The organism is Cupriavidus sp. HMR-1 (genome assembly GCF_000319775.1).
Lineage (GTDB): Bacteria > Pseudomonadota > Gammaproteobacteria > Burkholderiales > Burkholderiaceae > Cupriavidus > Cupriavidus metallidurans.
The window spans coordinates 1-12,939 of sequence record NZ_ANKP01000148.1; the positions used below are offsets into that span (position 1 = coordinate 1).

At 66.2% G+C, this 12,939-nt stretch carries 13 protein-coding genes and 1 pseudogene; 3 read left to right on the forward strand and 11 right to left on the reverse strand.

What is annotated here, in order from left to right; translation table 11 throughout:
* The 11 genes and pseudogenes from D769_RS31900 to gspG form a co-directional block, all read right to left on the reverse strand.
* A pseudogene (locus D769_RS31900) lies at positions 1 to 141 on the reverse strand (type II secretion system protein GspF); the annotation flags it as partial.
* Between the two features lie 20 nt (positions 142 to 161).
* Positions 162 to 1,703 carry a type II secretion system ATPase GspE gene (gspE, locus tag D769_RS18100; RefSeq protein WP_234819001.1) on the reverse strand — a complete coding sequence of 514 codons (1,542 nt, stop codon included), beginning with the start codon at positions 1,701 to 1,703 and terminating at the stop codon, positions 162 to 164.
* Between the two features lie 11 nt (positions 1,704 to 1,714).
* Positions 1,715 to 4,063 carry a type II secretion system secretin GspD gene (gene gspD, locus D769_RS18105; protein WP_008647881.1) on the reverse strand — a complete coding sequence of 783 codons (2,349 nt, stop codon included), beginning with the start codon at positions 4,061 to 4,063 and terminating at the stop codon, positions 1,715 to 1,717.
* Positions 4,064 to 4,097: 34 nt separating this feature from the next.
* Positions 4,098 to 4,904: a type II secretion system protein N gene (locus D769_RS18110; protein ID WP_008647888.1), complete on the reverse strand. Its 807-nt coding sequence runs from the start codon at positions 4,902 to 4,904 to the stop codon at positions 4,098 to 4,100.
* Positions 4,904 to 5,470, reverse strand: a complete 567-nt coding sequence (locus D769_RS18115) for a type II secretion system protein M (RefSeq protein ID WP_035884355.1) — start codon at positions 5,468 to 5,470, stop codon at positions 4,904 to 4,906. The genes D769_RS18110 and D769_RS18115 overlap by 1 nt, the downstream gene beginning before the upstream one ends.
* The gene (gene gspL / locus D769_RS18120; protein ID WP_008647891.1) at positions 5,467 to 6,996 is read right to left on the reverse strand and encodes a type II secretion system protein GspL; all 1,530 of its coding nucleotides are present in this window, start codon (positions 6,994 to 6,996) and stop codon (positions 5,467 to 5,469) included. Before gspL ends, D769_RS18115 begins: the two co-directional genes overlap by 4 nt.
* A 231-nt stretch (positions 6,997 to 7,227) precedes the next feature.
* Complete coding sequence (gene gspK / locus D769_RS18125; RefSeq protein ID WP_152415021.1) at positions 7,228 to 8,211, reverse strand: type II secretion system minor pseudopilin GspK; 984 nt, start codon at positions 8,209 to 8,211, stop codon at positions 7,228 to 7,230.
* A gap of 29 nt (positions 8,212 to 8,240) precedes the next feature.
* The gene (locus tag D769_RS18130) at positions 8,241 to 8,933 is read right to left on the reverse strand and encodes a prepilin-type N-terminal cleavage/methylation domain-containing protein (protein ID WP_008647893.1); all 693 of its coding nucleotides are present in this window, start codon (positions 8,931 to 8,933) and stop codon (positions 8,241 to 8,243) included.
* A complete protein-coding gene (gspI, locus tag D769_RS18135; RefSeq protein WP_008647894.1) occupies positions 8,923 to 9,327 on the reverse strand; it encodes a type II secretion system minor pseudopilin GspI in 405 nt (134 codons plus the stop codon). The genes D769_RS18130 and gspI overlap by 11 nt, the downstream gene beginning before the upstream one ends.
* On the reverse strand, positions 9,324 to 9,848 hold the full coding sequence (locus D769_RS18140; RefSeq protein WP_008647895.1) for a GspH/FimT family pseudopilin: 525 nt from the start codon (positions 9,846 to 9,848) through the stop codon (positions 9,324 to 9,326). Before D769_RS18140 ends, gspI begins: the two co-directional genes overlap by 4 nt.
* A 16-nt stretch (positions 9,849 to 9,864) precedes the next feature.
* Positions 9,865 to 10,329: a type II secretion system major pseudopilin GspG gene (gene gspG / locus D769_RS18145; RefSeq protein ID WP_008647896.1), complete on the reverse strand. Its 465-nt coding sequence runs from the start codon at positions 10,327 to 10,329 to the stop codon at positions 9,865 to 9,867.
* Positions 10,330 to 10,522: 193 nt separating this feature from the next.
* On the opposite strand from gspG, the gene D769_RS18150 reads away from it, so the two are divergent.
* The 3 genes from D769_RS18150 to D769_RS18160 all read left to right on the forward strand — a co-directional run.
* A complete protein-coding gene (locus D769_RS18150; protein WP_024569529.1) occupies positions 10,523 to 10,975 on the forward strand; it encodes an Rrf2 family transcriptional regulator in 453 nt (150 codons plus the stop codon).
* Positions 10,976 to 11,068: 93 nt separating this feature from the next.
* Positions 11,069 to 12,289: a globin domain-containing protein gene (locus tag D769_RS18155; RefSeq protein ID WP_008647904.1), complete on the forward strand. Its 1,221-nt coding sequence runs from the start codon at positions 11,069 to 11,071 to the stop codon at positions 12,287 to 12,289.
* Positions 12,290 to 12,408: 119 nt separating this feature from the next.
* Positions 12,409 to 12,939: hypothetical protein (locus D769_RS18160; protein ID WP_008647906.1), on the forward strand; the 531-nt coding region annotated here is incomplete at its 3' end.

A 12,939-nucleotide genomic window follows, 5' to 3' on the forward strand; every position in this document is an offset into this window, starting at 1 on the left:
GCCGGCCAGCGGGTCAACGATGATCGGCGTCAGCCCGCGAGCGCGAAGCTGCGCGCGCGCCTGCTTTGGACTGTCGGCCTCGATGACGCCGCGATCTGCACGGCCGGCGGCGTCGGCGGCTTCATAGCGATAGGCGGGCATGCTGCGCGGGCTCCTTCGCTCTAGTCGCGCGACACGCGCAGCACTTCTTCAAGCGAAGTGGCGCCGCTGTCGATCCAGCGCTGCGCATCACCGCGCATCGTGTGCATGCCCTTGGCCAGCGCCCGCTGCTTGATCTCGGACTCGGCCTGCTGGCGGTGGATCATCGTCTGGATTTCGGCATCGACAGTCAGCAGTTCATACACACCCATACGGCCCTGATAGCCGGAATTTCCGCACTTGTCGCAACCAACCGGGTGCCATACGCGCTGCAGTGGCTTGCCGTCGGCATGAAGCGTCTCGGATTCGCCCGGTGTGACTTCGATGACTTCCTCGCGCTTGCAGTGCGGGCAGAGACGGCGCACCAGTCGCTGCGCCAGTACGCCGATCAGCGACGACGAAAGCAGGAACGGCTCGATGCCCATGTCGACCAGACGGGTCACGGCCGAGGCCGAATCGTTGGTGTGCAGCGTGGCCAGCACGAGGTGGCCGGTCAGCGATGCCTGCACCGCGATCTGTGCGGTTTCGAGGTCGCGGATTTCACCGATCATGACCACGTCCGGGTCCTGACGCAGAATCGCGCGCAGGGCCTTCGCAAAGGTCATGTCGATGCGCGCGTTGACCTGCGTCTGGCCGATGCCGTCGAGATCGTATTCGATCGGATCCTCGACGGTCATGATGTTGGTCGTATGGGAGTCCAGCCGCGATAGCGCCGCGTACAGCGTCGTGGTCTTGCCCGAACCCGTGGGTCCGGTCACCAGCACAATGCCGTGCGGCTGGCGAATCAGGTCATCGAAGCTGGCCAGCGTCGAGCGAGCCATACCGAGCTTGGCCAGATCGAGGCGGCCCGCTTCCTTGTCGAGCAGACGCAGCACCGCGCGCTCGCCGTGTCCGGTCGGCAGCGTGGATACGCGCACGTCCACCGGTCGTCCGCCCACGCGCAGCGTGATGCGGCCATCCTGCGGCAACCGTTTCTCGGCGATGTCGAGCTGCGCCATGATCTTGATCCGCGAGATCAGGGCGCCATGCAGCGCCTTCTTCGGACGCACCACGTCGCGCAGCGTGCCATCCACGCGGAAACGCACGACCGACGACGACTCGAACGGCTCGATGTGGATATCGGAGGCCTGCTCGCGCGCGGCCTGCGTCAGCAGCGCATTGATCATGCGGATGATTGGCGCATCGTCCTCGGACTCGAGCAGGTCTTCCACGGCCGGGATGTCCTGCATCAGGCGCGACAGATCGACTTCGCCTTCCACCTCGCCCACCACCTGCGCGGCGGTGCCGTCCTGGCGGTTATAGGCATCGGACATCGCAGCCTCGAGTTCGGCCTGTTCCAGCACGCGCAGATGCAACGCGCCGTGCACGCGCGCCACCTCGGCCAGCGCGGCCGGAGAGGTCTTGCGGCTGACCCAGACTTCGAGTCCGTCGGGGCGCTGGTGCGCGATCAGCAGCGGCGCTTCGCGCGAGAACGTGTACGAGACCAGCCGCGCCGCCATCGGCGACGGGGCTTCGAGTGGCGTTTCTGTCGCGGCGGGTGCCGTCACTGGCGTATCGGTTGCCATGATGTTCAACCTTACGCGCCCTGGCCGGAAGTGGTCTGCGAGAGCGGCCGCTGCACCGGCTGCGGCACGGTCTGCGGCGCGGGTGCGGACGTCGACGGTTGTCCCGGCGCAAGGGGCACCGGGCCGGGCACCGGACCGTTGTAGCGCGGGTCGACGAACGGCGCGGTCGGCGCATCGGCCGGCGGCAGCACCGGTGTGTTCAGCTCGCGGACCACCATGTTCGGCGAGACGAAGTTCTGCTGCTGGCTGCGGATGAAGTCGTAGCGATCCTGTGTCAGGCGATCCGTGGCGGTGGTGGTGCGCATCACGTAGGGGCGCAGGAACACCAGCAGATTGGTCTTCGAACGGGTCTTGTTCTCGTAGCGGAACAACGAGCCGAGGTAGGGGATGTCACCGAGCAGCGGCACCTTCTGAACGTTGTCGCCGTAGTTGTCCTCGATCAGGCCGCCCAGCACGATGATCTGGCCATCGTCCACCAGCACATTGGTTTCGATCGATCGCACGTTCGTGGTGGGGCCCTGCGGGTTGGTGAGCGTACCGGGCGCCACTTGCGAAGACTCCTGGTAGATCTGCATCTTGACCAGGCCGCCTTCGGAAATCTGTGGGCGCACGCGCAGTGTGATGCCGACATCCTTGCGGTCGTACGTCTGGAACGGCGTCACCGAGGCCGAACTGCCAGTCTGCGCGTACGATCCGGTGGTGATCGGAATGTTCTGGCCGATGAGGATCTTCGCTTCCTCGTTCTCGAGCGTGATCAGGTTCGGCGTGGACAGCAGGTTCACGCTTGTGTTCTGTCCCAGTGCGTGGAGCAGCGCGCCCAGGCCAATGGCCTTGTTGATCACCCCAAGATTCAGGCCGCCCACATCGGGCACGAGACCACTGATGGCCGCGAGGCCGGCGGTCTTGTTCTGGTTGTAGAGCGCCGCAGCCGCAGTCAGGTTGATGATGTTCTGGCCGCCAGCACCGAAGTTGGTCCCAGCGAAGCCGACGGTGCTGCCGCCCGAATTGATCAGCCCCTGCCACTGGATGCCAAGCTGGCTGTCCAGCGTGCCGCTGACTTCCACGATCATCGATTCGATGTAGACCTGCGCGCGCCGTGCGTCGAGGTCGTCGATCACGCCGCGCAGATTGCGGTACACCGGCTCGCTGGCGGTAATGATCAGCGAGTTCGTCGACGGGTCGGCCTGGACGATGCCGCCCGTGGTCGGCTGCTGGTTGACCGCGAACGATGCGGAAAACGCATTGCTGCCGCCGCTGCCGAAGCTGCTGCCGGAACCACTGCGGTTGTAGTTGCCGGTATTGCCACCGGTGTACTGGCCGCTTTGCGGCAATGAGGTGGATTGCATTGCGGCGCCGCCCGTCGCACCGCCACCGGGTTGCGTCGAGCTGGAGAAGCTGCTGTCCGCCGCGACGATGGCCCGCAGCGTGGCCGCAAGCTTCACGGCGTCGGCATTCCTGAGCGGCACCACCCAGATGTTGCCCGGGCGCGCGAACGGCTGGTCGATCTTCTCGATGAGCTGGCGTGCCTGCTGCACGCGCGCGCGGCTGGAAGCGCGGATCATCAGCGAGTTGCTGCGCGGCTCCGCCACGACGGTCGTGCGCAGGCTCGCGTCGCCCGCGCCGGCGCCACCTGCGGCGGCGGTCGGGTCGAGCAGTTTCTGAAGGACCACTGCCGCATCGCTGGCGATCGCGTTTTTGAGCGGAATCAGTTCCACTTCGCCGGAGGCGGGTGCATCCACCGCGGCGATGATCCGTGCCAGACGGCGCAGATTGTCCGCGTAATCGGTGATGACCAGCGTGTTGTTGGCCGGGTAAGCGGTGATCGTGTTGTTCGGCGCGATCATCGGCCGCAGCACCGGCACCAGGTTGTTGGCCGATTCGTAGTTCAGGCGGAAGACCTGCGTCACGACCTGATCGCCACGGTTGCTGCTGGGACCGACCACCGTGGGCGAGCCCTGCAGTTTGGCATCGGCTTCGGGCACGACCTTGGTAAAGCCGTTGGACTCGACCATCGCGTAACCCTGCATCCGCAGCACGGAACCGAGCGTTTCCAGCGCTTGCGCGCGCGAGACCGGCTGCTCCGTGACCAGATTCACGGTGCCCTTCACGCGCGGATCGATCACGAAGTTCTTGCCGGTGGCCTGACCGACCGCCTTCACCACTGATTCCAGATCGGCGTTGACGAAGTTCAGCACCACCTGGTCACGATTGCTGCGCGAGCCGATGTCGTTCGGTTGCGGTGGCTGCTGGGATGGCTGGGCCCAGAGCGGGGCGGGTGCCAGCAGCGACAGGCCACACAGCAGGACGACGGCGCGGGCGCAGGCGGTACGAAAGACGGGTTGGTTGGCTCGGGTTTTCATCATCGATTCAAGGCGCGCTGCCGAGGACGGGGCCTCAGTAGCGCAGCCTGGTCACATTGTTCTCATGTCGTCCCAGCAGGCTCATCAGGCCTGCCAGCTGGGTGGCCGCTTCGGGGTCGGTATGTGCCGTGCCATCGAAGCGTGCCTGCCGGCCGATCGTGCCGCTGCCCTCCAGGTACAGCGGCCCGGCCGTGGTTTTCAGTTGCAGCGTGCCGTCCGCGCCGGCCAGCTCGACCTCCGCGCGGTAGCTGCCCAACGGGCGCAACCGGCTTACTGCGGCGGACATCTGCTCGAGTTGCATCGTCAGGTGCCCGTACTTCTGGTTGCCGGCGAACTTGCCTTGCAGCGCCGACCAGTCGATACGCATCATGCCGTCGGGACGCAGCGTATTGAAAGGCGCGCCGATGCCCTCGAGCAGTGACGCCGGCAGGCGGATGCTGCCCGGCGTCACGGTCCAGCCCGACGGCGTGACGGCTACCGTCGTCGGCGCGCCCATCGCCTCGCTGTGCGAGACGGTCACGCGGGCCGTGCCCGTGAGCAATGGCCAGAATGCCACGTCCCAGTTCAGGCGCCCCGGCAGTACCGTGGCGGTCTGGCTACCCGTGCCCGCTGACAGCGCCAGCGTGGCGCTGCCGTGCCAGATCGTGCCCGCCGCGTCGGCCAGCAGCACCCGGCGTTGCGTCTCGCCGGCGATGCGTTCGGCCAGCCACGTGGCCGGCATCGACACCAGTACGGTGACGCCGACAGTGGCGACGCAGAGCAACGTCCAGCGCACGCGCCGCCAGCCACGTGACGCGCGGATGCGCCGTCGCGGCAGACGCAGGGCTTCGAGCCGCGCCATCACCGGCCGCCGGTGCCAGGGCCCTGCAGCGTCGCGGTCATGTTGACCAACGCCGTGGCGCCCACATAGCTGATACGTGTATCGGTGACCTTCAGCCGTTGCTGTAGCCGTACGTCCTGCAGCCAACCGGCCACGGACCCGAACGGAACCTTGTCCAACTGTATCTGGACGGCGTTGTCGCCGGTTGTCATCAGGCGCGTGGCCTTCAGGCCGTGCTGCACCAGGCTGTCCTGCAGCGCCTGGGTCAGTGCGTCGCCACGCAGTGACGGGGCGCGATTCGCGGACAGGCCGCGTGCTTCCTGCGCCAACGTTTCCATCTCGGCCAGATCCGCACGCAGCACCGGCAGGTTTCGCGTCAGCCGCGCTCCCTCGACCGCGGCCGGCTCCCACAGCAGCAGGTAGCCGAAGACCAGCACGAGCACCACCGCGCCACCGCCGAGGATGGCCTGCTCGCGCGGATTGCGTGCGGTCCAGAATACGTCGAACTGCTCGCGCCACCGATCGGGGACGCGCGGTTTGAAGCGGGCGAGGCGCGTGGCCATGCTGGTTGACATGCCTGATCTCATGATGCCGTCCCGCCTTCCGCCTTCACGGTCCAGTGCGAACCGGTCGGCGTCGGGGCGCCCCCGCTGCGGCTCGCCGCATCGGGCGGGCTTCTGTCTTCATCCATCTGCAGACCGACCTGACGCACGGCGTTCTGCAGTGCGGAGGTGTTGGTGCCGGGCTTGAGCGTCACGTAGAGCGTTGCGGCGCGGTATTCGAGCTGGAGCAGCGCATCGGGCGGCAGATCGCGCGCGGCGCGCGCAAAGCCGTCGGCGAGCGGCAGGAAATCGTTGGGTGTGCTGCGACCGCTGGCCGTGCGCAATTGCTCCACCTGGCGGCGCATCAGCAGTATGGGCTCGGCTACTGGCGGCACGTTCGGAAATGCTGTGTGCAGCAGATCGACCTGAGCCGCCTCCAGACGCTTGGCTTCCTTGCGAAGCGCCAGCCATTGCGCGTTCATGCCGACGATCTGCACGAGCAGGAGCGCGACGACCAGCAGGGCCGGCCAGCGCCATGCGCGCACGTTCCAGCGGTCCATGCGTCCCTGGGCGAACTCGAACTGCGCCAGATCGAGCTGAGGCTGCTGCAGGCATTCCTCGACGCCAGCCAGCCAGATGCGCCAGGTCTCGGAGGCACGCGATGCGTGCATCGGCGGACGCTTGCCTTGTAGCGCCGGTACTGGCGCGTTTGCCAGGGCCGCGTTGTCGCCATGCCATTGGCCGGCCGGCGCCAGGAGCTGCCATGTCGACAGCGCCCGATCATCGAGCAGCAGACCGTAGCCCTCGTACGGGCCGGTACGCACGGTCAATTGCCACAGGCGCGACAGTTCGCCCGGCGCGGGTGCCGCGGTGTCGAGCAACAGCGCCGATTGCGCGAGCGTCGAGGTGGCGGCTTCCACGACCAGCGTGGCGGGTTGTTCGAGACTGGTACCGGCTGTGCCCGCTTCTGTTGGCGCCGACTGCCCAGCAGCACGGGCCGGAGATGCGGGACCATCCGCGGTGGCCAACGTCGGTTCCGGCTCTGGCGCGGGTTCGGGGGCCGTGACCGGGGCAGCGAGCGGCAGGCAAAGCTGGGCGGCCACCACATGGCGGCGGCGATGCTTGTGTTCTGCGAACTGGTCGAGCGCGGCGCGCATCCAGGCACGGTCAGTCACCATCAGCAGGCGGCGGCGTGGGCCACGCGCTGAACCGGCGCCATCGAAGGCCGGCCCCAGGGCGATGTGGCACGGCGCGGCGTCGGTGGCCAGCACGTCCTCGACGAGGTTCGGGAGCGCGAGGCGCATCCGTACTGGCGGCAGAGGCGGGACCATTGCCGCCGTCAGCAGGACATCGCTGGCGGCCACGATCAGCACCAGGCGGTCTGCCGGCGGCATCTCTGACGGCACGGCGTGGCCTTCGCGCAACAGCTCGGGTGCCTGTTCGGCCGCCTGACGGCGATGCTTGTCCCCTACGGGCGTGCGTACCAGCGCAAATGGCATGGCGCCGAACTGCCACGGTTGCGGCTGATCGTGCGGCCGATGCGGCAGGCGGACGTAGAGGGTGGTACTCAAAATTTCCCTGTAATCAGTGGAAAAGTCGCGCGGAAGTCGCCCGACAGGGGCGTCCGGGCGACGCAAATCGTTGCGGGGGATAGCCTGGAGTAGCGGCAGACAGCCGCCCAGGTTCGGCGCAGCAGCATACCTTGCCTGTGTGACTAACTCGCGTCAATAGCGTCCCATCCCAATTTGCAGGCGGCAGAATCTAACTCTGTCGCAGGACAAGACCGGATGCGCGTCGGCCAGTTAGTTCGACGGGGGCATGGCATCGGCATCACGCGACCAGACGACGCGGGTCGTATTGCCGCTGCCCTGCACGTTCTGGCGCTCGACCAGCGATACCTTGAGGCGGCGCGCCCGATCGTGCCGCACCAGACCGTAGATCAGGAAGTAGCGCGAGCTCACGTCGAGCGTGTTGGCGGTGATTACCGCCTTTGGTGCAATCGTCTGCAACTGTGTCGTGATGTCGCCAGTGTTGTTGAAATAGGCGCGATCGCGCTGGCGGACAAGCTCGCGCGCGCGGTCCAGCGGCAGCTTGTCGATCACGGCGGCCAGCACCTCCGCGTCCGCGGTATTGGCGTTGACCGTGGTGCGTTCGGGCAGCACCGTCACGAACGGCTCGAGCGTGTCGATCATCTCCGGGGTGAAGCCCGGAATCGCCAGCAGGCTTTGCACGCTGTCTGGCGGCCTCGGCACGGGTTGCCCGTCGCCTGATCCACCCTTGGCCGCGCGCAGGACATATTGCGCGGTGGTCTCCGCCAGCGCAGCGTTCATGCCGAGCGTTTGAAGCAGGCGTCCGAATGCCTGCATCGATGCAGGGTCGATGGAGATCGTGAGACCGGATTCGCCGGACGTCGACTGATAGAGGTTGGTCAGATTGAAACGTGCCTGGGCGTCCAGGATGCGGCCCGAGAGGAACGACGTTTCTCCGGCCTGATCGGTGCGAAGCCCGGCACCGAGAAAATCGGACAGGCGTGTTTCGGCCACCGGGACCGACCACGGCTCGCCGAGGTAGTCGACGTTCGAGCGGCGCTGGTCGTCGCGCAGGATCAGGCGTGCCCAGTCCACCGCGGCGCGTTCGATCCACTGGGCCTGCGCCATCAGCCGCTGATTCTCGATCGAGCGGATCTGCACCTGCTGGCGCCAGAGCATGCCGGAGACCACCACCACGGCCAGCGTCACGATCAGCAGCGCCGTGACGACAGCGGCGCCACGCTGGCGGGATCGCATGAAGGAGGAGGGGGTGTGATGGCGCGCGGTCATAGGCCCGTCGTGCAGATCTTCTGGAACTGGCGGGGTACGTCGCCGTCGCCCATGCGGGCCAGGACCGTCAGTTCGACCGCACGGATCGCCACGGTCTTCGCCACGAGGTCGAGGCCGGCCTGCGCATCGCTGGCGCCGACTGCCGCCGCGGCGCTGCCTTGCTGCAGCGCGGCCCGTATGCGCCCGGTGTCCGTTAGCCAACCGGACGGCTCCACCCAGACCCGTGCGGAAAGCTGCTCGGCGTCGGGCAGCAGCGGACGTAGCTGGACACCTGTCGTGGCAGCCGTCTGACGCATCGACTGGATGGCGTTCTGGACCTCGTTGCGCGACATCGCCGGGCGGCTGGCCGCGCGGACGATCGTGTTGCCGTCCAGGCGATAGGACACGACCTGCCAGGCCGGCGGCGAGCCGGCATCGCGTCGATCGCGCACCATCAGTATCTGATTCTGGGCGAGTTCCACCGGGCTGGCCTGCAGTAGCGCAGGCAGGGTCAGGTGCTCGCAGTCGGACTGGAACTGGCCATAGAGCACCTTGAGCGTATCGAGCCGCTTGTCGTGATCGACCAGGCGTTCACGGGAGCGCGTCATCGAATCGAGCGCGCGCCATCCGATCACGGCCATCACGGCCAGCAGCGTGATCGCCACCAGCATCTCGAGCAGCGTGAAGCCGCGGCCGCGGTCAGAGGACATTGCGCGTTTCATTCGGAACCAGCGTGACGAGCCAGGCCAGCCGCACGGACTTGTTGGTGGCCGAAGGGAAAACGGAGATCTCGACGCGCCGGAAGGAGGGATTCGGCGTGCTCGTGACGGATTCCTCGCACCAGAGCGCGGCGCCGCCCTGAGGGCAGTCGTAGCCGCGCGTGCCGGGCTCGGGCCAGGTCTTCGAAAGTCGCAATGTGGCGAGGTGGTTCTCGGCACTGAACTCGGCCAGCATGCGCTGCTGGAGCGAGATGCTCGACTCGGTCATCGAACCCATCGCCCGCATGGCGGCGGTCAGGGCCACCGCGAGGATCGTCAGCGCGACCAGTACCTCGATCAACGTGAAGCCTTCGCGGCGATGCTGACGAATGCGACGCGCGCTCATTGCAGGACCGTGGCCACGTAGCGGCCGCTGCCGTCGCCGGTCACGTCGACGCGGATGGCGCCGCTCGTGAGGATCAGGCGCTGCGGTTCGTCGATCAGTTCGCGACCAAAGACCAGTCGGACCGGGCCGGTACCCAGGCGGCGCCCGCCTTCGGCGATGACGGCGCCATCCAGGCGTACTCGCCATTGACCAGGCGCGAAGACATCGGTCCGCATCGGCACCCAGCCCTGCGGCGTGGATTCGAGAAAGCGCCAACCCCCGGCATCACCCTCCCAGGCGATCGGGCGGGCGCCAAGCTGGGCGTCTTCCTGGGCGAGTTCGAAGAGGCGGGCGATGCGCTGGCCGTCGTCGAGCACGCGCCCGCGTTCGTTGGGCGATGCATTGACGGCCACCAGCGAGATAACGATGCCGGCGATCACCATGACCACCAGCAGTTCGAGCAGCGTGAAGCCGGGAACCCGGCGACACGTCCGGCGACAAGGAGCGAGTGCGGTCAGGCCGCGTGGTGTCGCCGGGTGCATGGATCAGAGAGGGCGCTTATTCCCAGTTGCCGATGTCGGCGTCGTTGCCGGTGCCGCCGGGCTGGCCATCGGCACCGAAGCTGAACACGTCGATCTCACCGCGTACGCCGGGGTTCAGATACTGGTACGGATGACCCCACGGGTCCTTTGGCAGTTTTTCCAGGTAACCACCGCCCTTCCAGTTGTTGGGAACGGGCTCGATGGTCGGCTTGGCCACCAGTGCCGCCAGACCCTGTTCGGTGGTCGGGTAGCGGCCGTTGTCGAGGCGGTAAAGCTTCAGCGCCTGCATGACCGACGAGATGTCCTGACGCGCCGCGACGATGCGTGCCTCATCGGGGCGGCTCATGATTTTCGGCACCACCAGGGCCGCGAGCACCCCCAGGATCACGATCACCACCATGATTTCGATCAGGGTGAAGCCGCGCGCGCGACGGCGTTGGCTGGGGAGTCGGATATCGGGCTGGGTGGCGAATCTGCGCATCGTGTGTAGTGCCTTGGACTTGTATGTCGGGAGAGGGCCGCGCCGAGGCAAGCAGCGCGGCGGATATGATCGGAAAGTATAACCGCCGCCGCATGACTGTTTAATGTGCCGAGGCAGATCCGGTTGTGCACGATGCTGCATTGCATCAAAAATCTTGCATTGGCGATGCACGTTATCTATGATTCCAGTCACGATGCAACTGACCCGATTCTCCGACTACGCGCTGCGCCTGCTGATGTATGTATCACGCGGCGACGGCAGCCGGCCAATCACGATTGCCGAGGTTGGCCAGCAATTCGACATCTCGCATAACCACCTCGTGAAGGTGGCTGCGCGGTTGTCAAAGCTCGGCTGGATTTCGGCAACGCGCGGGCGCCACGGTGGCCTGCAACTCGGCCCGGGAGCGGAGAAACTGTCCGTCGGTGCGATCCTGCGCGAACTCGAAGGCCGCAAGGCCATCATCGACTGCGCCGATCCGCCATGTGCCTTGAATGGCAACTGCCGTTTGAAACGGGCACTTGATGACGCCGAAGAGGCGTTCTATCGTGCGCTGGATGGCGTGACCCTGGCCGACGTGTCAGGTAGCCGCACGGCCGAATCGATCATCAGCCTGCATCGAGATTTCCTGAGCCGGCACGTGGCATAAGGATTCGGGGGGCCACCCCGACCCATGTCGTCTGCCGGCTTTATTGTGCGCAAAAACATGCATTTTATATGCATGATTCAAGGAGTTTTGCTGATGTTGTCCGCTGCTTCCCGCCCCTATATCGATGCCAGCGTCCCCGTGCTGCGTGAGCACGGTCTTGCGATCACGACACATTTCTACCGAGAGATGTTCGCGGCGCGCCCCGAACTGAAGCGTATTTTCAACATGGGCAATCAGGCCAATGGCTCGCAGCAGCAATCGCTGGCCTCGGCAGTGTTCGCCTATGCGGCCAACATCGATCGTGCCGACGCGCTTGCGCCAGTGGTAGAACGTATCGTCCACAAGCACGTTGCGGTCGGTCTGACGCCGGCCCACTATCCGATCGTCGGCAAGTATCTGCTGGAAGCCATTGCCGCCGTGCTTGGCGACGCCGCCACGCCGCCGCTGCTGGCCGCCTGGGACGAAGCCTACTGGCTGCTGGCCGGCGAACTGATTGCCGCCGAGGCCCGGCTCTATGAACGCCATGGCGTGGCGGCAGGTGAACTTCTGCGCGTGCGCGTGGTGAACCGCGAGCAGGAGGGGGATCAGGTGGTGGCGTTGACGCTGGCCGCCGAAGACGGCTCGCCGCTGCGTGACTTCGCGCCGGGTCAGTACATCAGCGTCGAGGCATCGTTTGCCGATGGACGCCGTCAACTGCGCCAGTACTCGCTTTCGGGCGAGCGCGGCCTCCCGACGTGGCGTATCTCGGTGAAGCGCGAAGATGGCTCCAGCGACGCGCCGGCGGGGACGGTATCGAACTGGCTGCATGAGAACGCCCAGGTCGGCACGACGCTGCATGTGAGCACCCCTTGGGGCGATTTCGCGCCAGAACTCGACAGCCGACAGCCGATCGTGCTGATGTCAGCAGGCATCGGCGTGACGCCGATGGTCTCGGTGCTGCGCACGCTCGCACACGAAAATCCGCATCGCCAGGTGCTGTTTGCCCATGCCACCCGTCATGGCCGTCAGCACGCGCATCGTCGGGACGTGGCATGGGCGCGCGAGCGTATGCCCAATCTGCGTACTCATGTCAGCTATGAAACGCCGCAGTCGGTGGATGCTTCGGGGCGCGACTACGACCACGCCGGCATGATGCCGGTCGAGGCGCTGCTGAAGTCCGGTGACAACGCCGCGTTCAATGACGCCCGTTTCTACCTGTGTGGCCCGCTTGGCTTCATGCAGGAGCAGCGTCGCGCGCTGATTGCCTCGGGCATTCCAGTCGGACACATTCATCGCGAAGTGTTCGGGCCCGACCTGCTCGACGATATCCTTTGATCGCCGTCGCATTCTTCGAATCTGCCTGCTGATATTGCGTCAGTTGGCAGACGACAGGTGACATGTGGGTCTGGTACGCTAGGCGGTCTCCCTATTCGAGCCGCCCGGCGTATCGATCTGTGTCCACCCTGCTTCGGCCTGCCCTCCGTTTCGACCCGTCCGCCGCCTGGATGCCCCGCCTGGCCGGCCTGGCGCTGTTTGTCGCGCTGTGCGCGCTGGTGACCCATTGGGTCCTGGTATTCAGCGCAATGCGGACGATCCCCGTACCAACATCCGCGCGTATCGCCCAGACCGAGCCAGTCGAGACCGGAGCGGTGGCGACGCTATTCGGCGGCAGCGCCCAGTCAGGCGTTCGCGATGTGCAACTGATCGGCGTCGTGGCGGATCTGGACGGCGTAGGCCCTGCGGCGGCAATTCTGTCGCTCGATGGCGGGCCGCCCAAGGCTGTGCGCGTCGGCGCATCGCTGTCTGCGCAGATTCGTTTGACGGAAATCCACAGCCGCAACATCGTGATCGAACGCAACGGCGTGCGGCAGGAGATTGCATTGCCGGTGCAGAACACACCGACAGCGGGTCGGCCGGCCAACCTCGGCGCAGCGCCGCCGGCCGGTGCCGGTGCACCGCTATCGACACCGATGCCGGCCCCGGTC